This is a genomic window from Streptomyces sp. PKA51, from assembly GCF_057552455.1.
Genome location: NZ_BAAJPZ010000002.1, coordinates 489,824 through 510,952 on the forward strand (window position 1 = coordinate 489,824; position 21,129 = coordinate 510,952).

Annotated in this window: 20 protein-coding genes; 6 read left to right on the forward strand and 14 right to left on the reverse strand. The window is 73.2% G+C overall.

What is annotated here, in order from left to right; all coding sequences use genetic code 11:
* Window positions 1–38: 38 nt before the first annotated feature.
* From AC27L3_RS04540 to uppS, 4 genes are read right to left on the reverse strand one after another with little or no spacing between them, the layout of a single operon-like run.
* Entirely contained in the window at window positions 39–1,157 is a 1,119-nt protein-coding gene (locus tag AC27L3_RS04540; RefSeq protein WP_487232695.1) for a glycerate kinase, read from the reverse strand.
* 41 nt (window positions 1,158–1,198) lie between these two features.
* Window positions 1,199–2,194, reverse strand: coding sequence for a Rieske 2Fe-2S domain-containing protein (locus tag AC27L3_RS04545; RefSeq protein ID WP_487232696.1), 996 nt, complete (start codon window positions 2,192–2,194; stop codon window positions 1,199–1,201).
* 34 nt (window positions 2,195–2,228) lie between these two features.
* The gene (locus AC27L3_RS04550; protein WP_487232697.1) at window positions 2,229–3,266 is read right to left on the reverse strand and encodes a terpene synthase family protein; all 1,038 of its coding nucleotides are present in this window, start codon (window positions 3,264–3,266) and stop codon (window positions 2,229–2,231) included.
* Between the two features lie 11 nt (window positions 3,267–3,277).
* Window positions 3,278–4,297, reverse strand: a complete 1,020-nt coding sequence (gene uppS, locus AC27L3_RS04555) for a polyprenyl diphosphate synthase (RefSeq protein WP_487232698.1) — start codon at window positions 4,295–4,297, stop codon at window positions 3,278–3,280.
* A 44-nt stretch (window positions 4,298–4,341) separates the two neighbouring features.
* On the opposite strand from uppS, the gene AC27L3_RS04560 reads away from it, so the two are divergent.
* Window positions 4,342–4,698 (forward strand): SH3 domain-containing protein, encoded by a 357-nt coding sequence (locus AC27L3_RS04560; protein WP_344439720.1) that lies wholly within the window; start codon window positions 4,342–4,344, stop codon window positions 4,696–4,698.
* Window positions 4,699–4,730: 32 nt separating this feature from the next.
* Window positions 4,731–5,603 carry a helix-turn-helix domain-containing protein gene (locus AC27L3_RS04565; protein ID WP_487232699.1) on the forward strand — a complete coding sequence of 291 codons (873 nt, stop codon included), beginning with the start codon at window positions 4,731–4,733 and terminating at the stop codon, window positions 5,601–5,603.
* Here the strand turns inward: AC27L3_RS04565 and AC27L3_RS04570 are convergent.
* Together AC27L3_RS04570 and AC27L3_RS04575 are read right to left on the reverse strand one after the other, a co-directional pair.
* Window positions 5,536–5,904 (reverse strand): nuclear transport factor 2 family protein, encoded by a 369-nt coding sequence (locus AC27L3_RS04570; RefSeq protein ID WP_487232700.1) that lies wholly within the window; start codon window positions 5,902–5,904, stop codon window positions 5,536–5,538. The genes AC27L3_RS04565 and AC27L3_RS04570 overlap by 68 nt on opposite strands.
* Window positions 5,905–6,125: 221 nt before the next feature.
* A complete protein-coding gene (locus AC27L3_RS04575; RefSeq protein WP_487232701.1) occupies window positions 6,126–6,512 on the reverse strand; it encodes a hypothetical protein in 387 nt (128 codons plus the stop codon).
* Window positions 6,513–6,678: 166 nt separating this feature from the next.
* Between AC27L3_RS04575 and AC27L3_RS04580 the strand changes: the two genes are divergently transcribed.
* Both AC27L3_RS04580 and AC27L3_RS04585 read left to right on the forward strand, forming a co-directional pair.
* The gene (locus AC27L3_RS04580; protein WP_487232702.1) at window positions 6,679–8,367 is read left to right on the forward strand and encodes a BCCT family transporter; all 1,689 of its coding nucleotides are present in this window, start codon (window positions 6,679–6,681) and stop codon (window positions 8,365–8,367) included.
* A 64-nt stretch (window positions 8,368–8,431) separates the two neighbouring features.
* Window positions 8,432–9,163 carry an SIR2 family NAD-dependent protein deacylase gene (locus tag AC27L3_RS04585; protein ID WP_487232703.1) on the forward strand — a complete coding sequence of 244 codons (732 nt, stop codon included), beginning with the start codon at window positions 8,432–8,434 and terminating at the stop codon, window positions 9,161–9,163.
* Window positions 9,164–9,170: 7 nt separating this feature from the next.
* Here AC27L3_RS04585 and AC27L3_RS04590 read toward each other — a convergent pair whose 3' ends face one another.
* The 3 genes from AC27L3_RS04590 to AC27L3_RS04600 all read right to left on the reverse strand — a co-directional run bounded on the left by AC27L3_RS04590 (window position 9,171) and on the right by AC27L3_RS04600 (window position 13,417).
* Window positions 9,171–10,589 carry a phytoene desaturase family protein gene (locus AC27L3_RS04590; protein WP_487232704.1) on the reverse strand — a complete coding sequence of 473 codons (1,419 nt, stop codon included), beginning with the start codon at window positions 10,587–10,589 and terminating at the stop codon, window positions 9,171–9,173.
* A 45-nt stretch (window positions 10,590–10,634) separates the two neighbouring features.
* Window positions 10,635–11,462: an inositol monophosphatase family protein gene (locus AC27L3_RS04595; protein WP_487232705.1), complete on the reverse strand. Its 828-nt coding sequence runs from the start codon at window positions 11,460–11,462 to the stop codon at window positions 10,635–10,637.
* Between the two features lie 104 nt (window positions 11,463–11,566).
* Window positions 11,567–13,417 (reverse strand): gamma-glutamyltransferase family protein, encoded by a 1,851-nt coding sequence (locus tag AC27L3_RS04600; protein ID WP_487232706.1) that lies wholly within the window; start codon window positions 13,415–13,417, stop codon window positions 11,567–11,569.
* 113 nt (window positions 13,418–13,530) lie between these two features.
* On the opposite strand from AC27L3_RS04600, the gene AC27L3_RS04605 reads away from it, so the two are divergent.
* Window positions 13,531–13,905 (forward strand): hypothetical protein, encoded by a 375-nt coding sequence (locus AC27L3_RS04605; RefSeq protein WP_487232707.1) that lies wholly within the window; start codon window positions 13,531–13,533, stop codon window positions 13,903–13,905.
* Window positions 13,906–14,166: 261 nt separating this feature from the next.
* Window positions 14,167–15,222, forward strand: coding sequence for a lipoate-protein ligase LplAB (lplAB, locus tag AC27L3_RS04610; RefSeq protein WP_487232708.1), 1,056 nt, complete (start codon window positions 14,167–14,169; stop codon window positions 15,220–15,222).
* A gap of 6 nt (window positions 15,223–15,228) precedes the next feature.
* Here lplAB and AC27L3_RS04615 read toward each other — a convergent pair whose 3' ends face one another.
* The 5 genes from AC27L3_RS04615 to AC27L3_RS04635 all read right to left on the reverse strand — a co-directional run bounded on the left by AC27L3_RS04615 (window position 15,229) and on the right by AC27L3_RS04635 (window position 21,046).
* Window positions 15,229–16,227 (reverse strand): TIGR03842 family LLM class F420-dependent oxidoreductase, encoded by a 999-nt coding sequence (locus AC27L3_RS04615; protein WP_487232709.1) that lies wholly within the window; start codon window positions 16,225–16,227, stop codon window positions 15,229–15,231.
* A gap of 14 nt (window positions 16,228–16,241) precedes the next feature.
* On the reverse strand, window positions 16,242–17,642 hold the full coding sequence (gene hydA, locus AC27L3_RS04620; RefSeq protein WP_487232710.1) for a dihydropyrimidinase: 1,401 nt from the start codon (window positions 17,640–17,642) through the stop codon (window positions 16,242–16,244).
* Window positions 17,639–18,913: an aspartate aminotransferase family protein gene (locus AC27L3_RS04625; RefSeq protein ID WP_487232810.1), complete on the reverse strand. Its 1,275-nt coding sequence runs from the start codon at window positions 18,911–18,913 to the stop codon at window positions 17,639–17,641. Before AC27L3_RS04625 ends, hydA begins: the two co-directional genes overlap by 4 nt.
* A 41-nt stretch (window positions 18,914–18,954) precedes the next feature.
* Window positions 18,955–19,797 carry a nitrilase-related carbon-nitrogen hydrolase gene (locus tag AC27L3_RS04630; protein WP_487232711.1) on the reverse strand — a complete coding sequence of 281 codons (843 nt, stop codon included), beginning with the start codon at window positions 19,795–19,797 and terminating at the stop codon, window positions 18,955–18,957.
* A gap of 139 nt (window positions 19,798–19,936) precedes the next feature.
* The gene (locus AC27L3_RS04635) at window positions 19,937–21,046 is read right to left on the reverse strand and encodes a ligand-gated ion channel (protein WP_487232712.1); all 1,110 of its coding nucleotides are present in this window, start codon (window positions 21,044–21,046) and stop codon (window positions 19,937–19,939) included.
* Between the last annotated feature and the right edge of the window lie 83 nt (window positions 21,047–21,129).

Below are 21,129 nucleotides of genomic sequence, written 5' to 3' on the forward strand. Positions count from 1 at the left end.
GGGCCCCACGCCGTTTCCCTTGGCGCCGGGCTGCGGCCTCAGCCGAGGTGGTCGTGCGCGATGGACGCGGCGAGATCCTCCAGCAGCGGCCCGGCGAGGGCCATGCACCGCTGCGGATCGGGCTCCAGGTCGCTCAGCGCGTACGCCCGCGCGATGCCGGCCCCGGCGAGGGCCTCCGGGGCCAGCTCCAGCCGACCGCAGACGGCCACCACGGGCACCCCGCGCGCCGCCCGGGCGACCCCCGCCGGCGCCTTGCCGTGCAGCGTCTGCGCGTCCAGGGAGCCCTCTCCCGTAATGACGAGGTCCGCCTCCGCGAGGGCCGCACCGAAGCCGACCACGTCGAGCACGACCTCGATCCCGGGCCGGAAGACCGCCCCCAGCGCCGCCAGCGCGGCGTACCCCACGCCCCCCGCCGCCCCCGCACCGGGCGCGTCCGCGCACCGGCCGCCGTCCAGCACCTGCGCGTAGTGCGCCAGCGCCGCGTCCAGCGTGGCGACCTCCGCCGCGCCCGCCCCCTTCTGGGGCCCGTAGACGGCCGCGGCGCCGCGCGGCCCGGTCAGCGGGTTGTCGACGTCGCTCGCCAGCACCAGGCGCGTACGGGCCAGCCGGGCGTCGAGCCCCGACAGATCGGCCTCGACGAGCCCGGCCAGCGGGCCGCCGCCCGGCCCGAGCGGCCGCCCCCCGCCGTCCAGGAGCCGCGCCCCGAGCGCCGCCAGCATGCCCGCCCCGCCGTCGGTGGTGGCACTGCCGCCCACGCCCAGCACGACGGTGCGCGCCCCCGCGTCGAGCGCGGCCCGCACCAGTTCGCCGGTGCCGTAGGTGGTGGCCGTCAGCGGCGCGAGGCGCCCCGGGGGCAGCAGCCGCAGCCCCGAGGCCTCGGCCATCTCGACGACGGTCGTACCGTCGCCGCCGAGGGCGTACGCGGCCGTGCGCCGCTCCCCCAGCGGCCCGGTGACCGCGACCTCGCGCCGCTCGTAACCGGCCGCCACGGCCGCGGCCACGGTCCCGTCGCCGCCGTCGGCGACCGGCAGCTCGGTGACCTCGGTGCCGGGCGCGGCCCGCCGCAGCCCGGCGGCCACGTGCCGGGCGACCTCGACGGCCGCGAGCGACCCCTTGAACTTGTCCGGAGCGACCAGTACGCGTCTGGCTTCCGTCATTGTCTCCGCCTCCCGAGTAGGCCCGTCGCGCCGCGGCGACCCTACTCGGGGTAGAACTGCCGGGCCCAGTGCCGGTAGGCGCCGATGGGGCCGTCGCCGTCGTTCAGGCGGGGGTGGGGGAGGTAGGTCTTGTGGTTCCAGATGGGCAGGTCGGCCCCCACGTCGTGGCGTGTCCACCGGTTCATGCCCGAGCTCAGGACATGGTCGACGAGGCGGCGCACCGCCACGCCCCCGCCGGGCACCACCGGTTCGGTGACGACGCGTGCCGCCGTGCGCAAGCACAGCCGTCCGGGGCCCGTCGGGGTGACCAGCAGCCATTGGGCGGCCCGGATCCGCAACTGCGCCACGTGGAACAGCACCAGCACACCGCCCAGGCCGATGAAGTGGAACGTCGCCTCCTGGCTGGGACGAAAGAAGAGCAGGTTCCGGCCGAACCGGTAGGTCATGGAGTACCTGTGTCCTTCACCCTCGGGTTCGCGGACCACGTGCATGAAGGCGAGCCGGTGGAGTTCGGTGACGTGTCCGTAGTCGATGAAGTTCTCCAGGACCTCCTGCGCATGGCCCGCGAAATGGGTCGCGCTGAACGCCGTGGGGCGGGTGAAGGAGGGGAATTCGGGCAGTTCCCAGGAGGGCGCTCCCCCGGGCGAGCCCCATACCCAGACCATGCCGTACTTCTCGCGCGTGGGCAGCAGCCCAAGGGTGGCTTTCGGCGGCTTCCCATACGGAGTGCGGACGCACGTCCCGTCCGGCGAGAAGGCGAACCGGTGAAAGGGGCACACCAGCAGCTCGCCGTCGACGGTGCCTCCGGCACCGAGATGCGCGCCGAGATGCGGGCAGTACGGCCGTACGACCCTGAGGACGCCGGAACGGGTGCGGTAGACGACGATGTCACCGTCCATCAGGCGGCGGGTACGAACGCTTCCCGGCCGCCACTCTCCGGAGAAACCCACACAGAACCATCCCACGGGAAAGGGAATCGCGGCCGGGCTGTGTGCGTCCACCGGCTGCGCCGGGTAGGGCGACTTGTACGGGTCCATGAGCCATCCCTCCTGTGTTCCCACGAAAAGGTGTTCACGGCGTCAGGAAGCCGGAGGTGCGCCGGTAGCGCAGGGTGGTCTCCTGCCAGCGGAAATAGCCGGATATCGCGTCCTCGAGCACCTGCACGGCACGCAGGACCTGCTGGCGGGCGGTGGAGTGCGGGTCGTGGGGGAGATCGACGAGCCGTCGCAGGCGCTCGGCGACGGCGACGAAGTCCCGCAGCCGCTGCTCGACCATGGCAGCTGCCTCGTCCGTGGCCTGCTGCAACGACAGCCGGCGGGCCGCGCGCAGGACGAGGACCAGGTTGTGGGGGTTGCGATAGTGCAGGTCCTTGCGGACGGTGAAGGTGTCGTTGGACCAGAGCCACAGCTCGCTGGCGAAGGCCCGTAGTTCCCCATACAGGCCATGGCGCAACCCGTCCGGGATCTCCACGCCCTGGAGTGACTCGAGCAGGTCGATGGAGGAGCGTGTCGCGCCGTTGGAACGGCGCAGCCGGAGGTAGGAGTCCAGGTTCGGCACGACACCCGCGGCCCGGTTGGCCGTCTCCTCGGCCATGGCCTGCAGATAAATGTGGACCGACTCGGGAAACCGCCGGCGCATCACGTCGCCCGCCCGGTCGTGGATGCTCCGCCACAGGTCCGCGAGGGCACGGGCAAGCGGGTGGGTGAGGGCAGGGTCCCGCGGATCGGGTGGATCGTCTGCCAGAGCGCGGTCCAGCGGTGCGACGGCTTTCCGCAGGGCTGCGGGGTCGTGGCCGAGGGGCCCGTCGTCGAAGGTGTCGTCCCAGAGGAAGAGCCAGACGATCCACTTGGCCATGACGACCGCTCCCTCGCGGTCGGTGCGAGGGCAGTACAGCCCCGAGAACATGCCGCATCCCATGTCCGTCAGGCGCTGCAGCGCTGCCGGAGTGCGCCCCAGCCCGTGGCGGTGGGCCCAGGCGACGGCGGCCCGTTCCGCGTACTGGTGGTGCGGATTGAGGAGGACCGGGAAGGGGGCGCTGTAGACGGGGATGCGTGGCACCGCCTCCCGGCCTTCACCGAGTGCTTCGCGGCGGAACAGGGGTTCGGTCATGGCCGGCCTCCTCACAGCCCGCGCCTTCGTTCCCGGGCGGCGTAGGCGGCGAGTGCCTCAGCGAAGTGGTGCCTGTCGAAATCCGGCCAGCACACCGGTGTGAAGTACAGCTCGGCACAGGCCGCCTGCCAGGGCATGAACCCCGACAGCCGGTTCTCGCCCGACGTACGGATCAGCAGGTCGATGTCGGGCTGTCCGGCGGTGGCGAGGAACGACGCCAGACGCTCTTCGGTCAGCTCACCGGTCAGCGTGCCGTCGGCATAGCGACCGACGAGCTCTTGAGCCGCAGCGACGAGGTCGCGCCGGCCGTCGTAGGCGACGGCGACGGTGAGCAGGCTGCCGGGGGCGCCGACGGTGTCGTGCACCACCCCTTGCAGGGCTTCCGCCTGTTCCTTGTGCGGCAGATCGGCCAGGTCCCCGATGACCTTCACGGGCCAGCGACCCTCCGCCGCGACCTCCCGCAGCCCGTCGACGATCGCGCACACGATCTCCTCCACCACTTCGGGCGGCCGCAGGAGGTTGTCGCGGGAGAGTCCCCACACCGTGACGAACGGGATGGCGGAGTCGTCGCACCACCGCAGCAGCTCACGGACCCGCCGGGCCCCCACCCGGTAGGCCTCGGCCAGGGGAACGCCACGGCTCTCCGCCCAGCGCCGATTGCCGTCGAGGATGACGGCCAGGTGCCGTGGAGCCCGGGTGCGAACGGGGTGCGCCGGAGCCGTGGGAGAGGCTGCTGGGGAGGGAGTAACGGGCCTCATGGTGTGCTGCCCCCCGCGAACTCGGCGATGACTTATTTCCCTTTTCATCCTGACATCACATGAACAGGGGGCCAGGGCGCAGGCGCAGGGCGCATGGTTGTACGGACGTCGCGCCCCGGCCGGCGCCGTGGCAGCGCATCGTCGCCGCGGCGCACACGCGCCGCACACGCCCCCGGGGAATGGGCGCAGGGCGGCCCGGTGACCGGGAGGTTGTGACAGGGACGTGACAAGATCGCCGACGGGTGGTCGATCCACGCCTCCTAAGCTGATCATCGCCGCGGCAGACGCCGCGGCGAAGAACCACCCTCGGAGGAACCGTGCGACGCATATCCCTCGCGCTCACCACCGCCGCCCTCATCGGCACCGCGGCCGCCGTGGCCGCCCCCGCGCAGGCGGCCGGCCCCGCCGCCGCCCCGCAGGCCGTGCGGGCCGCCTCGGCGTGCCACGAGGACAACGCCATGATCTACACCGACGGCACCCGGCTGCGCACCAAGGCGAGCACCTCGGGCGGGGTCATCGGCCAGCTGTACTTCGGCGACCCGATCCGCATCCTGCGCTCGTCCGGCGGCTGGGACTACGTCCAGCTGAAGGAGAAGAGCAAGGGCGGCCTCGGCAAGGGCACCCGCGGCTGGGTGGCCCACAAGAACATCATCCCGCCCTTCTGCGGTCACTGATGTGACCGGGGGCGTGCGGTTACGGTCGGGGCATGACGACTGTCCCGTACGCCCCCACCACCCCCACCGTGGGCTCGCTGCTGCGCGAATGGCGCGACCGGCGGCGGATCAGCCAGCTGGAACTCGCGCTGCGCGCCGACTCCTCGGCGCGGCACATCAGTTTCATCGAGACCGGCCGCTCCACGCCGAGCCGGGAGATGGTGCTGCGGCTCGCCGACCGCCTGGAGGTGCCGGTGCGCGAGCGCAACGCCCTGCTGGTGGCGGCCGGTTACGCCCCGCACTATCCCGAGCGGCCGCTGGACGACCCGGCCCTGGCGGGCGTGCGCGAGGGGCTGGAGCGGCTGCTGCGCGGATACGAGCCGTTCCCGGCCCTGGTCGTGGACGGCACGTACCAGGTGGTCGCCGCCAACAGCGGCGTCGCGATGCTGCTGGAGGGCGTGGCGCCGCACCTGCTCGCGCCCCCGCTGAACGCCATGCGCCTGGCCCTGCACCCCGAGGGCCTGGCCCCGCGCATCGTCAACCTGCCCGAGTGGCGGGGCCACTTGCTCCACCAGATGGAGCGTCAGCTCGCCCTGCTGCGTTCGGCAGCGCTGCGTGAGCTCTACGACGAGGTCAGCGCGTACCCCGTAGCCGGGCGCGGCGGGACGCCCACGGGCGCCGGGGAGACGGGTCGGCCGTCGTTCGCGCTGCCGATGGTGATCGAGCACGCGGGCCGTGAGCTGTCGTTCGTCTCGACCATCGCGACGTTCAACACGCCCATGGACGTGACCGTCTCCGAGCTGGCGCTCGAGGCGTTCCTGCCCGCCGACCCGGGGACGGCCGCATTCCTGCAGGACCTCACACGGCCGGCACCCGGTCCAGGAAGCCCAGCACCGTGCGCAGACGACCGTCCTCGGCGAGGGTGACGACGTCCGACCCGGCGACGGGTGCCGACCCGTCGGCCACCGAGACCAGCTCCCAGGAGAAGCGCGCGATGCCGTGGTGCCCGTCGACGTCTCCGGTGAGCCGGAACTCGTGCCCCGGGAACTGCTCGTGGACCGCGGCGACGAGGCCGGCGATCCCCTCGTGCCCGCTGACGTCGGCGAGCGGGTCGGTGTACGCCCCGTCCTCGCTCCACGCGTCGGCGACGGCCTGCTTCAGGGCGACGGGCCCGACGGCGTTCCAGGCAGCGAAGTAGCGGGCGACGGCGGTCTCGTACTGCGACATGACGGTGGCTCCCCACGGGTTCGGTGACGGATCTGCCGGCTTCCCCGGACCCGAGTGCGCGGGTCCGGGGAAGCACTGCCCTCACCTTGCCGGGAACGCCCGTACGGGGCGATTACCGCAGAGGTAATGACCTTCGCCGGCCTGGGGACCGGGCCCCGCGACCGGGCCTCGGGACCGGGCCCCGCGACCGGGCCTTGGCACCGGGCCTCGGGAGCCGGGCCTCAGGACGCCGACGCCGTGCGGCGCTTGCGCAGGACGGCCGCGCGCGCCGTCGCCGCGGCGCCCAGCGGGATCAGCACCGCGGCCGCGAACGGGAACCAGGGGGTGCCCTCGCCCCGGGACCAGCCGACGATCAGGCCCGCCCACAGGACGATCCCGGCGGGCAGCACCATCCAGTGGGAGACGGTACGGGCCCGGCCGGCCGCCCGCTGTCTGCCGTGCGTGCGCAGCAGGTCGTCCACCGCGTACGGCCCGAGCATCAGCAGCAGGGCCGCGACGGCCCAGTCGAGCCCCTCGCCGCGCGCCCAGTCGACGACGACGCTCACGGTCAGGACGGCGATGGAGACGGCGAACAGCCAGGCCACGCCCTTGCTCCTGCCCGCGGACATCGCCCTCACCCCGTTCCCGCCGCGGCGCACGCTCTGCGCGCAGCCGTCATTTCCAGAATTTCCGTCATGCGAGCAGCATAAGGACACCGACCGGTGCGCCCCACCACGGCCCCGCGCGGCGTGCCAGGGCGGTCATTCCCCACCATCCCGGGCATAGTGGGGCGCCATGAGCACCCAGAGCCCCGAGGTCACCGGCTCCCGCGCGCCCGAGGACGAGGCCCCCGACCCGCCCCTGGTCCTCATCGGCGGGGCCGCGGTGCTGGCGGTGGTGGGGTGGGCGGCGCTGGGGAAGCACTCGTTCGAGCGGGTGTCGACGGCGGCGCTGGGCTGGGTGCTGTCGAACTTCGCCTGGCTCTTCGTCACCGCGGCCGACGTCTTCCTCGTCCTGTGCGTGGTGATCGCGGTGAGCCGGTTCGGGCGGATCAGGCTCGGGGCGGACGGCGACCAGCCGGAGTTCGGCAACCTGGCCTGGATCGCGATGATGTTCAGCGCGGGCATGGGCATCGGTCTGATGTTCTACGGGGTCGGCGAGCCGCTGCAGCACTTCGTCACCCCTCCCCCGGGCAGCGGCGTCTCGGCCGGTTCGCCCTCGGCCGCCCGGACGGCACTGGAGTACGCGTTCTTCCACTGGACGCTGCACCCGTGGGCGATCTACGGGATGTCCGGGCTCGCCCTGGCCTACGCCGGCTTCCGCAAGGGCCGCGGCAACCGGCTCAGTTCGGCCTTCGTGCCGCTGCTCGGCGCGGAGCGGGCGGCCGGCTGGCCGGGCCGGGTGATCGACCTGCTGGCCGTCTTCGCCACCGTCTTCGGCACGGCGACCAGCCTCGGCCTGGGCGCGCTGCAGGTCGCCAAGGGGCTGAACATCACCACCGGGGCGAAGGACTCCACGGCGCTGGAACTGGTCATCATCGCCGCGCTGTCGGCCGCGTTCGTGCTCTCGGCCTTCTCCGGGCTGCACAAGGGCGTCAAGTGGCTGAGCACGCTGAACATCGCGCTGGCCGCGTGCCTGATGGTCTTCGTCTTCCTGCTCGGTCCGACCGTCTTCGTCCTCAACGCCATCCCCTCCGCCACCGGCGGCTACCTCTCCGACCTGGTCACGATGGCCACGCGCACCGGCGCCTTCACCGACTCGGCATGGCTCGGGGCGTGGACGGTCTTCTACTGGGCCTGGTGGCTGTCCTGGGCGCCCTTCGTGGGCACGTTCATCGCCCGGATCTCCCGGGGCCGCACGATCCGGGAGTTCCTCGTGGGCGTGCTGCTGGTGCCCAGCGGGGCGACGGTGGTGTGGTTCTGCGTGATGGGCGGCAGCGCGCTGCGGCTGGACATGACGGGGACGGCCGACATGGCCGGCACGGTCAAGGAGGGTGCGGAGGCGTCGCTGTTCGCGCTGCTGGACACGCTGCCGCTGGCCACGCTCACCTCCTGGATCGCGATGGCGCTGGTCATGACGTACTTCATCACCAGCGCGGACTCGGCCTCGCTGGTGATGGGCTCGCTGACCAGCCGGGGCGCCCTGCACCCGCGCACCTGGCTGGTGGTGGTGTGGGGGGTGCTGATGGCCGCGGTCGCGGCGGTGCTGCTGGTGGCCGGCGGGCTGACGTCGCTGCAGTCGGCGACGATCCTCGTGGCGCTGCCGTTCGTGCTGGTGATGCTGGCCCTGTGCGGGGCGCTGCTGTCGGAGCTGCGGGAGGACCCCGGCGCGGGGCCCGCCCGGCACCACGCCCTGCACGGGCTGCGGGACGCGCTGCGCACGATGGTCGGCGACGCGATGACGGAGCAGGGGCCGGTGCGCCACCACCGGCTGCGCCGGGTCGCCGAGAGCGCCCGCGAGCGCGGGGACGAGGGCCCGCGCTGACGCCTCGCCGCCCGGCGGCGAAAGTCGGATGCCCCGGTGCCGCGGCGCCCGTACGCTCGCGGGCATGACCGCAAAGCCCCTCGTGGCGATCCTCAGCGGGGCGGGGATCTCCACCGACTCCGGCATCCCCGACTACCGTGGGCCGAACGGCCTGTGGCGACGCGACCCGGAGGCCGAGAAGCTCGTCACGTACACGTACTACATGTCCGACCCGGAGATCCGCCGCCGTTCCTGGCGGATGCGCGCCGACGCCCCCACCCTGAAGGCGCGGCCGAACGCCGCGCACGAGGCCGTGGTGCGCCTGGAGCGCTCCGGGGTGCCCGTGCGCGTGATCACCCAGAACGTGGACGGGCTGCACCAGATGGCCGGCATGCCCGAGCGCAAGGTCCTGGAGTTGCACGGCACCGCCCGGGCGGTGGTGTGCACCCGCTGCCACGCGCGCTCCTCCATGCAGGAGGCGCTGGAGCGCGTGGCCGCCGGTGATCCGGATCCGGCCTGTACGCAGTGCGGCGGCATCCTGAAGTCGGCGACGGTGATGTTCGGGGAGCACTTGGACCCGGCGGTGCTCGGCGAGGCGGTGGCCGTGGCCAAGGCGTGCACCGTCCTCGTCGCCGTCGGCACCAGCCTGACCGTGCATCCGGCCGCGGCCCTGGCCGGGGTGGCGGCCGACCACGGGGCCCGGCTGATCGTCGTCAACGCCGATCCGACGCCGTACGACGAGCGGGCGGACGAGGTCGTGCGCGAGCCCATCGGCACGGCGCTGCCCGCCCTGCTGGAGCGGCTGGCCGCTGCCTGAGGAAGGCTCAGGCGGCGCTCAGCCGCCGCCACACGGCGCGTGCGGCGTGGTGGCCCGACATGCCGTGCACGCCCGGGCCCGGCGGGGTCGCGGAGGAGCAGAGGTAGACCGCCGGGTGGGAGGTGGCGTACGGGACGCGGGCGAGCTTGGGCCGGACGAGCAGTCGCAGCCCGGCCACCGATCCGATGGCGATGTCGCCGCCGACGTAGTTGGCGTTGCGGGCGGCGAGCGACGGGGGGCCGGCGGTCGCCCGGGCCAGCACCACATCGGTGAAGCCCGGCGCGAAGCGCTCGATCTGGCGCTCGATCACCTCGGTGGCGTCGCCCTCCCAGCCGTTGGGCACGTGTCCGTACACCCAGAAGGTGTGCCGGCCCTCGGGGGCCCGGGTGGGGTCGGCGACGGTGGGCTGGGCGGTGATGAGGAAGGGGACGGCGGGGTCGTCCCCCTCGATGGCGGCGCGCAGGGCCTCGCGGATCTCCCCGTAGGTCGGGCCGATGTGCACGGTGCCGGCGCGGCGGGCGGGCTCGGCGGTCCAGGGCACCGGCTCGGACAGCGCGTAGTCGATCTTGAAGACGCTGGGGCCGTAGCGGAAGCCCTCGTACGCCCGGCCCAGCCCGGCGATCCGGGCGAGGGCGGTCGGGGAGGTGTCGAAGACGAAGGCGCGGGCGGGCGGCAGGTCGTCGAGGTGCTTGACCTCGAAGCCGGTGTGCACCACGCCGCCGAGCTCGCGCAGGTACGAGGCCAGGGCGTCGGCGATCGACTGGGAGCCGCCGCGCGGCACCGGCCAGCCGCACTCGTGGGCCGCGAGCGCGAACATCAGGGCCATGCCGCCGCTGCCGAAGCCCGTGAGCGGGGCGATGCCGTGGGCGGCCAGACCGGCGAGCAGGCCACGGGCCTTCTCGTCGCGGAAGCGGGTCTTCGCCAGCAGGGCCGCGGACTGGGCCGCGACCATGCCGAAGCGGGCGTAGGTGACCGGGTCGCGGGGCAGGCCGTCCCACTGGGGGCGCAGGAAGTCGGCGGCGAGGGTGTCCCAGTGGCCGCGGAAGGGCGCGAGCAGCCTGCGGTAGGCGCCGGCGTCCCGCGGTCCGAACGAGGCAGCGGTCTCACCGATGGAGCGGGAGAGCACGGCGGCCGTGCCGTCGTCGAACGGATGGGCCATCGGCAGGTCGGGGTGGACCCATTCCAGCCCGTGCCGCTCCAGCGGCATGGCGGTGAACGCCGGCGAGCGCACCCCCAGGGGGTGCACGGCCGAGCAGGGGTCGTGCCGGAAGCCCGGCAGGGTCAGCTCCTCGGTGCGGGCGCCGCCGCCGACGGCGTCGGCGGCCTCGAAGACCTCCACGGACAGGCCCCGGCGGGCCAGTTCGACCGCGGCGGTCAGCCCGTTGGGACCGGCGCCCACTACGACCGCGTCGAGCATGGTGGCCACTTCGCCGACTCCCCTCGTCGTGCACGGGCCCCGGCTGAGGCCGTGTCAGCCGGCGGACGCCAGCAGCCCCAGGATATGCCGCAGGGTCTCCTCGTCCCGCGCGGCACTGAACGGCAGGGCGTTGCCCCCGGTGATGCGGAACGGCTCGCCCGCCACCGTGCCGCTCGCCCCGCCGGCCTCGGCGACCAGCAGCAGGCCCGCGGCGTGATCCCAAGGATTTTCCCAGGAGAAGGCGATCGAATCCAACGATCCCTGGGCGATGTGCAGATACTCCAGGCCCGCCGAGCCGCACGGCCGCGGGGCGACACCCTCGGTGTGCAGTGTGGCCAGGACGCGCTTCTCCTCGTCGGTGGTGAAGTCGAAGTGCGAGGTGGCCACCCGCAGCGCGCTCCCGGGCTCGGGCGAGCCGCAGTGCAGCGGCACGCCGTCCAGCAGCGCGCCCCCGCCGCGCCGGGCGACGGCGAGCCGGTCGAGCGCGGGCGCGTACGTCCAGGAGGCGAGCAGCTCGCCGCGGTGGGCCAGGCAGACCAGGGTGGCGAAGCCGGGGTCGCCGTGGACGAACTGGCGGGTGCCGTCGACGGGGTCGACGATCCACACCGGCGCCTCGCCGCCGAGGGAGGTCAGCACGGTCGGGTCGGCGTGCACGGCCTCCTCGCCGACCACGACGGAACCGGGCAGCAGAGCGGTCAGGGCGTGGGTCAGCTGTTCCTCGGCGAGCCGGTCGGCGACGGTGACCAGATCGTGCGGACCGTTCTTCTCGATGATCTCGTCGGCCCCCAGCTGCCGGAAGCGGGGCACGATCTCGGTGGCGGCCGCTTTGCGGATGACCTCCTCGACGTCGCTCAGATCACCTGCGAGGAACGTGTCGACCATGTGAACCATACGAACAATCGAACCACGCCCCGCCGACAAGCGATGGCGCCCCGGCAGCCGCACCGTGAAACGCCGGTGAACGCCCGGGCCTGCGGGAGCCGCGCTCAGCGCCCGGTGGCGTAGCCCTGCATGCCCCGGGGGTTGGCGGCGGCGAAGAGCACGCCCGTCCCCGGATCGCGGGCCACCGCGCACAACCGGCCCTCCGACCAGGGCCCGCCGACGGTCACCCGGTGGCCCCGCTCCCGCAGGGCCTCGATCACGGCCCCGCCCAGCCGGGACTCGACGGTGACGGCGCCGGGCCGGGCCGTGCGCGGGTGGAAGGAGCCGGGGAAGGCTTCCTGGTGCCAGTTCGGGGCGTCGATCGCGCCCTGCAGATCCGGGCCGCCGCGCACCGGCGGGCGCAGCGCGAGGGCGAGGAAGAAGTGCAGCTGCCACTGGTCCTGGCAGTCGCCGCCCGGGGTGCCGAAGGCCAGGACGGGCTCCCCGCCGCGCAGGGCCAGGGAGGGGCTGAGGGTGGTGCGGGGGCGGCGGCCCGGGGTCAGGGAGTTCGGCAGCCCGGCCTCCAGCCAGGTCATCTGCAGGCGGGTGCCCAGGGGGAAGCCCAGCTCGGGGACGACGGGATTGGACTGCAGCCAGCCGCCGCTGGGCGTGGCCGCGATCATGTTGCCCCAGCGGTCGACGATGTCGAGGTGACAGGTGTCGCCGCGGGTGGCGCCGTCCGTGGCGACGACGGGCTCCCCCGCTCCCAGGGCCGGTGCCGCATCGGGGACGGGCCCCTCGCTCACCTCATGGCGGGCGATGCGCGGGACGCGCCCGCCGGGGCTGCCCGGGCGCAGGACGTACGAGGCACGCTCGCCGATCAGCGCGCGGCGGCGGGCGTTGTAGCCACCGGAGAGCAGCGTGGCGAGCGGCACGTCGCCGGTGGCGTCGCCGTACCACGCCTCGCGGTCGGCCATGGCCAGCTTGCTCGCCTCGATCAGCAGGTGGACGTACTCGGATGTACGGGGGTCCGATGCGCCGGAGCCCGGCTCGCCGGGGTCCAGTTCGCCGGGGCCCGGCAGCAGGGCGAGCTGCTGGGTCAGGACCGGGCCCTGGGACCAGGGGCCGGCCTTGCACAGCGTCCAGCCGTGCCAGTCGTGGGTGACGGGTTCCTCGAAGGCGGCGCGGTAGCGGGCGAGGTCCTCGCCGGTGAGCGTGCCCGTGTGCCGCTCGCCGCTGGTGTCCAGCGTGGGACGGGCGGCGGTGCGCAGCAGGGCCTCGGCGACGAAACCCTCCCGCCAGATGCGGCGGGCCGCCTCTATGCGCGCCTCCCGGCCCCCGCCCGCGGCCGCCCCGGCCCGCGCCGCGCCCTCCGCCTCGATGACCAGGCGGCGCCAGGTGGCCGCCAGCCGGGGGTTGCGCAGCAGCGCGCCGGGGCGCGGCGGGCTCCCGCCAGGCAGGTACAGGGCCGCGGAGGCCGCCCACTCCGGCTCCCCGGTCAGCAGCCGCTGCACCGCGCCCACCGCCGCGCCGACCCCCTCGACCGGGGCGTGACCGCGCTCGGCGTAGCCGATGGCGTACTCCAGCACCTCGGCAAGCGACTTGGTGCCGTGGTCGCGCAGCAGCAGCATCCAGGCGTCGAACGCACCGGGCACGGCCGCGGCGAGCGGACCGGTGCCGGGCACGCGGTCCAGACCGAGCGAGACGTAGTGGGCCGCGCTCGCCCCGGCAGGGGCGGGCCCCTGCCCGCACAGCACCTGCACGGGCCCACCGGCAGGCGCCAGCACCGCCACCACCTCACCGGCCGGCCCATTGAGGTGCGGCTCGACGACGTGCAGCACGAAACCGGCGGCCACGGCGGCATCGAAGGCATTGCCACCGCTCTCCAGCACCGCCATCGCGGACTGCGAGGCCAGCCAGTGGGTGGAGGACACCATGCCGAAGGTGCCCTGCAGCGTCGGACGCGTGGTGAACATGAGTCCACCAAGGCAGAAGGGCCGACCGACGGCAAGACCGCCTCCCGCCGGAGGCGGGTCGCGGCAGCGTCGCTCGAGCAGCTCTGCGCGGGCCCTCGGCGTATCGTGGCCGCATGGACGAGAAGCGAGCGCTTCGCGTCGTGGACGCGCTGCGGCAGCGGGGCACGGATGCCCACCTGGCCCGCGAGGGCGTCTACCGGATCGGCGTGCGCGTGGTCCTGCATGACGGCCGTGAGGCGATTTGGGACACCGACGACACGGCCGGCCTGGAAGCACAAGTCATGCGGGACGGCGTCCTGGTCGGCTTCGTGCCGTGCATCGAGGGTTCGGGGGACTTCGACGTCGACCGGACCGTCGATGCGATCGTCCGGGCCGACTACGACCAGCCGATCGCCCGCGAGCGGCCCACGGCCCCACCGCCGTCCGCCCCGCTGCCCCGGGAGGGCGGCGTCTTCCGCCGCTTCCTCGGCGGGTTCCGCGAACGCTGAGCCACGTGCGGCCGGACGGGAATGCCGCTTTTCTGCTGGTGCTTTTCTGCTGGTGCGGCTGCTCCCCGCCACTGCTCGCGGTGGTGCACCCGGTCCGCCGGGGCCAAGGATTCACCGCCCTCCCCGGGATCGGCCATCGCCCGCAGGGCGGCGGTCGGCGCCGACAGCACCTCCAGCCGCACCGTCAGGCGTCCTCGGCACGTACCGTGGCTGTATCCGCCACTGGGGCCGGCTCAGCGGCATGTTTGAGGAGGGTGCGCAGTGCACGGGGAGTACAAGGTGCCGGGCGGCAAGCTGGTCGTCGTGGACGTCGAGGTCCGCGACGGTGCCCTCCGCGACGTCCGGGTGGCCGGGGACTTCTTCCTCGAACCCGACGAGGCGCTGTTCGACATCAACCGCGCGCTGGAAGGGGCCGACGCCGACCTGTCCGCGCAGGAGCTCGGCACCCGCATCGACGCGGCGCTCCCCGAGGGCACCGTGATGTTCGGCCTCACCTCCGAGGCCGTCGGCGTCGCCGTCCGGCGGGCGCTGGCCAACGCCACCGACTGGCACGACTACGACTGGCAGCTCATCCACGACGGCCCCCAGTCCCCCGCCCTGCACATGGCCCTCGACGAGGTCATCACCGCGGAGGTCGCCGCGGGACGGCGGCCGCCGACGCTGCGGGTGTGGGAGTGGGGCGCACCGGCCGTCGTCATCGGCAGCTTCCAGTCCCTGCGCAACGAGGTCGACCCCGAGGGCGCGGCCCGGCACGGCATGACGGTGGTGCGCCGCATTTCCGGTGGCGGGGCCATGTTCATCGAGCCCGGGTCGACCATCACCTACTCGCTGTCCGTGCCCGAGGCCCTCGTGCAGGGCCTGTCCTTCACCGACAGCTACGCGTACCTCGACGACTGGGTCCTGGCGGCTCTCGGCGACATGGGCGTCAAGGCCTGGTACCAGCCGCTCAACGACATCGCCACGGACGCCGGGAAGATCGCGGGCGCGGCGCAGAAGCGGATGGTCGCGGGCGGCGGCGCGGTGCTGCACCACGTGACGATGGCTTACGACATCGACGCGGACAAGATGCTCGACGTGCTGCGCATCGGGCGCGAAAAGCTGTCGGACAAGGGCACGAAGAGCGCGAAGAAGCGGGTGGATCCGCTGCGGCGGCAGACGGGGCTGTCGCGGGAAGCGGTGATCGAGCGGATGGTGGGGACGTTCCGGGCACGGTACGGGTTGACCGCGGGGGCGGTGACGGCCGAGGAGATGGCGCGCGCCGAGGAGCTCGCGGCGACGAAGTTCGCCTCCGAAGAGTGGACGGCGCGCGTGCCGTAGGCAGGCTCACCGCAGCGCCGGCAGGACCCGTTCGCCGTAGGCGTCGATCGTTGCCTCCTTCGCATCGTGCATCGCGTACACCGCGAACTGGTCCACCCCCAGCTCCCGTAGTGCGCTCAGGCGTTCGATGTGGGTCTCGGCCGGGCCCAGCAGGCAGAAGCGGTCCACGATCTCGTCCGGGACGAAGTCCGTCGACGGGTTTCCGGCGCGGCCGTGGTGGCTGTAGTCGTAGCCCTGGCGTTGCTTGACGTACGCCGTGAGCGCTTCGGGCACCGCTGCCGAGTGCTCGCCGTAGCGGGCGACGAGGTCGGCGACGTGGTTGCCGACCATGCCGCCGAACCAGCGGCACTGCTCGCGCGCGTGGGCGAGGTCGTCGCCGATGTAGGCGGGGGCGGCGACGCAGATGGTCAGGGAGTCCGGGTCGCGGCCGGCGTCCGCCGCGGCCGTGCGCACGGCCTTGATCATCCACTCGGTCAGACAGGGGTCGGCGAGCTGGAGGATGAAGCCGTCGGCCTCCCGGCCGGCCAGGGCCAGCGCCTTGGGCCCGTAGGCGGCCATCCAGACGGGGAGCCTGCCGTCGCGCACCCAGGGGATGCGCAGGGTGCTGCCGCCGACGTCGGTCTCCCGCCCCTCGGCGAGGTCGCGGATGATGCGCATGGAGGTGCTGAGCACGGCAAGGGTGTTGGGGCGGCGGCCGGCGACGCGCATGGCGGAGTCGCCGCGGCCGATGCCGCACACGGTGCGATTGCCGTACATGTCGTTGAGGGTGGCGAAGGTGGAGGCGGTGACCTCCGGGGTGCGGGTGGAGGGGTTGGTCACCATCGGGCCGACGATCAGGCGCTCGGTGTGCTCCAGGATGCGGCTGTGGATGACGAAGGGCTCCTGCCACAGCACGGCCGAGTCGAACGTCCAGCCGTGCGTGAAACCGGCGCGTTCGGCGCGGCGCATGAGCTCCACGACGGCGGTGGCGGGCGGGTCGGTCTGCAGGACGAGGCCGAAGTCCACGTGCGGTGTGCTCCTTACATGACGTACTGGCAGGTGGTGCGGGGCAGGTAACGCCCGTGCCCGGCACGGCCGGTGAACGTGCCGCGGTCGAGGACGACCTCGCCGCGGGAGAGGACGGTCTCCACCCGCCCGGTGATCTGTTTGCCCTCGTAGACCGAGTAGTCGACGTTCATGTGGTGCGTGGCGGCGGAGAGCGTCTGGCGGGCGTGCGGGTCGTAGACCACGACGTCGGCGTCGGCGCCGGGGGCGAGGGTGCCCTTGCGGGGGGCGAGGCCGAACATGCGGGCGGGGGCGGCGCAGGCGAGCTCGATCCAGCGGCGGCGCGTGATGCGGCCCTCGACGACGGCCTGGTGGAGGAGGTCCATCCGGTGTTCGACGCCGGGCAGGCCGTTGGGGATCTTCGAGAAGTCGCCGCGGCCGAGCTCTTTCTGCCCGCTGAAGCAGAACGGGCAGTGGTCGGTGGAGACCACCTGCAGGTCGTCGGTGCGCAGGGCCCGCCACAGCGCCGCCTGGTGCTCCTCGGGCCGCAGCGGGGTGGAGCAGACGTACTTGGCCCCCTCGAAGCCGGGCTCGGCGAGCCGGTCGGAGGAGAGGAACAAGTACTGCGGGCAGGTCTCGCCGAAGACGGGCAGGTCCAGGGCGCGGGCCCGGGCCAGCTCGGCGACGGCCTCCTGGGCCGAGACGTGCACGACGTACAGGGGGCTGCCGGCGACGCGGGCCAGGGCGACGGCCCGGTGGGTGGCCTCGGCCTCCAGCAGGGCCCTGCGCACCTCGCCGTGGTAGCGGGGGTCGGTGCGGCCGGCGGCCAGGGCCTGTTCGACGAGGACGTCGATGGCGATGCCGTTCTCGGCGTGCATCATGATCAACCCGCCGTTGGCCGCGGCCCGTTGCATGGCGCGCAGGATCTGCCCGTCGTCGCTGTAGAAGACCCCCGGGTAGGCCATGAACAGCTTGAACGAGGTGCAGCCTTCGGAGACGAGGTGGTCCATCTCCTTGAGGGTGGCCTCGTTGACGTCGGAGAGGATCATGTGGAACGCGTAGTCGATCGCGCACTGGCCCTCGGCCTTGGCGTGCCAGGTGTCGAGCCCCTCGCGCAGGGCCCCGCCGCGCTGCTGCACGGCGAAGTCGACGACGGTGGTGGTGCCGCCCCAGGCGGCGGCGCGGGTGCCGGTGGCGAAGGTGTCGGACGAGGCGGTGCCGCCGAAGGGGAGGTCGAAGTGGGTGTGGGCGTCGACGCCACCCGGCACGACGTACTTGCCGGTGGCGTCGATGGTGCGCTCGGCCGTCCAGCTCTCGGCGCAGGCGCTGCCGGAGGCCGCCAGGGCGGCGATGCGGCCGTCCTCGACGAGGACGTCGGCGCTGCTCTCCTCGGCGGCGGTGATGACGAGCCCGCCGCGGATGACGGTACGCGTCATGATCCGGCCTTCCCGTCGAGGTCCTGCTGAGTGCGGCGCAGGGCCTCGCCGAGGGCCGTCGCGCCCTCCTCGGCCTCGGCGACGGTGAGCGTCAGGGGCGGCGCGATGCGCAGGACGCCAGCCTCGCGCCCGCCCCGGCCGACGAGCAGGCCCAGCTCCCGGGCGTGTTCGAGGGCGAGGGAGGCGGCCTCGGCCGCGGGGGCGCCGTCCGGCCCGGCGAGCTCGATGCCGATCATCAGGCCGCGGCCGCGCACCTCCCGGACGAGGGGCAGGCCGGCGGTCAGGGCGCGCAGCCGCTCGATCAGCAGGCCGCCGACGCGGCGGGCGTTGCCCTGGAGGTCGTGCTCCAGCAGGTAGGTGAGGTTGGCGAGGCCGGCCGCCATGGTGACGGGGCTGCCGCCGAAGGTGGAGATGGAGTTGGCGCCCAGGCAGTTCATGACCTCGGCACGGGCGACGACGCCGCCGACGGACATGCCGTTGCCGATGCCCTTGGCGAAGGTGAGCAGGTCGGGCGGGCCGCTCTCGCCGTGGGCCTGCCAGCCCCAGAAGTGGTCCCCGGTGCGGCCCCAGCCGGTCTGCACCTCGTCGCTGATCCACAGGATGCCCCGCTCGGCCAGCACCTCGCGGAAGGCGGCGTACAGCCCGTCGGGCGGGGCGGTGAACCCGCCGACGCCCTGGACGGGTTCGGCGACGAGCGCGGCGACGGTGCCGTGCGCCTGCCCGAGGACGTCCTTCAGGTCCGCGACGCAGGCGTCGATGAAGTCGGCGTCGCTCAGGTGCGCGTAGGGGCCGCGGCTGCGCACGCCGCCGTGGACGTAGAGCGTCTGCAGCGGCGAGAGGCTGGTGGGCGACCAGGCGCTGTTGCCGGTGATGGCGACGGTGGAGAAGGAGCGGCCGTGGTAGCCGTTGCGCATGGCCAGGATCTGGTTGGAGCGCCGGTGGGTGGTGGCCAGGAGCAGGGCGGCGTCGTTCGCCTCGGTGCCGGAGGCGGTGAAGAAGACCCGGGCGTCGGGGATGCCGGACAGGGCGGCGATGCGCTCGGCCAGCTCGACCATGTGCCGGTCGAGGTAGAGGGTGGAGGTGTGCAGGATGCGCCCGGCCTGTTCGGCAACGGCCTTGGTGACCTCGGGCAGGGCGTGGGCGGTCATGGTGGTCAGGATGCCGCCGAAGAAGTCCAGGTAGCGCCGGCCGTGGGCGTCCCAGACATGGCGGCCCTCGCCATGGGTGATCTCGAGCGGCTCGTCGTAGTACAGGGCGAGCCACTGCGGCATGACGGCCCGGTGCCGGTCGTGGAGCGAGGCGACGGATTGCGTCACGGCTGCACCAGCCCTTCGTAGGCGTCGGGGCGGCGGTCCTGATAGAAGGCCCACTGCCGGCGGACCTCGTCGATCAGGCCGAGGTCGAGGTCGCGCACGACCAGCTCCTCCTTGCTGTCGCTGGCCACGTCGCCGACGAACTGCCCGCGCGGGTCGACGAAGTAGGACGTGCCGTAGAAGTCGTCGTCCCCGTACTCCTCGCGGCCGACGCGGTTGATGGCGGCCACGAAGTACTCGTTGGCGACGGCCGCGGCCGGCTGCTCCAGCCGCCACAGGTGGGCGGACAGGCCGCGCGAGGTGGCGGAGGGGTTGTAGACGAGCTGGGCGCCGGCCAGGCCCAGGGCCCGCCAGCCCTCGGGGAAGTGGCGGTCGTAGCAGATGTAGACCCCGATGCGGCCGACGGCCGTGTCGAAGACGGGCCACCCGAGGTTGCCGGGGCGGAAGTAGTACTTCTCCCAGAACCCCTTGAGCTGGGGGATGTGGTGCTTGCGGTACTTGCCGAGGTAGCTGCCGTCGGCGTCGATGACGGCGGCGGTGTTGTAGAACACGTGCGGCTGCTCGACCTCGAAGACCGGCACGACGATCACCATGCCCGTCTCGCGGGCGAGGTCCTGCATCCGGCGGACGGTGGGGCCGTCGGGCACCGGCTCGGCCCAGCGGAAGTGCTCGCTCTCCTGCACCTGGCAGAAGTACGGCGCGTTGAAGACCTCCTGGAAGCCGATCACCTTGGCACCCTGCGCCGCGGCGGCGCGGGCGTGCTCCTCGTGTTTGGCGAGCATCGACTCGGTGTCGCCGGTCCAGGTCGCCTGAACCAGTGCTGCGCGGAGAACGTCGGTCACAAGCAGCTCCTCAGCCGGGGCGTCAGCCGGACGGACACACGGCAAGCGAAGATCCGCGTGTGCATGCGACCGTAGGACTCGTCACAGCGCGTGGCAAGACCGTCGCAGAACCTGTGGAAAACCTCCCCGGCCCGGCCCGTCAACCGGCGAGGGCCACGTACCCCACCATCGCCCCGGCCGTCAGGACGTAGACGACGAACGCCGCCAGTGCGCCGCGGCAGTGGAACCGCTCGGCCACGGCCGGGTCGCCGCCGTGCACCGTCCACCGCCAGGAGAGCACCGTTGCGATCACGGCGACCAGCAGGTAGGCGAGGGTGAGCAGGTGCAGGCCGTCGACGAGCGTGAGCCCGTCCGTGCTGGTGACCACCGTGCTGACCTGCTGCATGTTGAGCATCACGACCAGCAGCCCGCCGCCGAGCACGCCCAGGCGGCTCTGCAGCGCGTCCAGCCGCTCGGCCATGCCCAGCTCACTGCTGTGCGACGGCAGCAGGAAGGTGGCCGTGGCCATGAGCAGGACGAGGTAGAGCGGTCCGGTCAGCTTCCAGAAGACGGTGGGATCCGTGCGCACGACGTCGACCTCGACGCGCACGCGGCTGAAGGTGCTGCCACCATCCGGCGCGTTGCCGAACTCGCCGAAGCCCGTGGGATAGCGGTACGGGGCGGCGACCACCCGGAAGCCCGTGACCCGCCAGCCGGGCGGGGCGATGGCGGGGTTGTACGCCGAGCCGTCGCCCACGGTGAACGCGAAGTGCCGCGCGTCGTCCCCGGCGGTGACCAGCATCCGGAGGCGGTGCTTGTCGAAGGGGAAGGCCCGCTCGTCCCACATCTGCCGGAAGGAGCCCTCGATGCGGATCAGGTCCCTGGCGCGGCCCGCCCGGGTGGACAGGACGGGGTCGCTCTTCTTGGGGTCGTCGGCGTTGGTGAAGGACGCGGTGGGCAAAGGGTCCTGGTCTTTGTCGGCGCACTCCGACCACAGCCACAGCCGCGCGGAGAACCGGTTCTTGACGGCGTCCAGGTCGTACAGGTCACTGAGGTAGGCCCCGAGGGAGCAGCGCACGAGGCCCGAGCGAACGGCACCCGAGCGAACGGCAGGCGCACGCACGACACCCGAGCGAACGGCGTCCGAGCGCACGGCCGGTGGACGTACGGTGCCGGCGCGGCGCGAGGCCGCGTGTGCGGGGTGGCCACCGGTCGCGAGCCACATCGCGCACACGGCCAGCACGCCCAGCACTGCCAGCACCGTCGACACAGCCGACACAGTCGGCACGGCTGGTGCGATCGCCGTGGCCGCCGGCGCCCTGCCCGGGCGCCCGGGGCCCTTCCGGCGGGTCG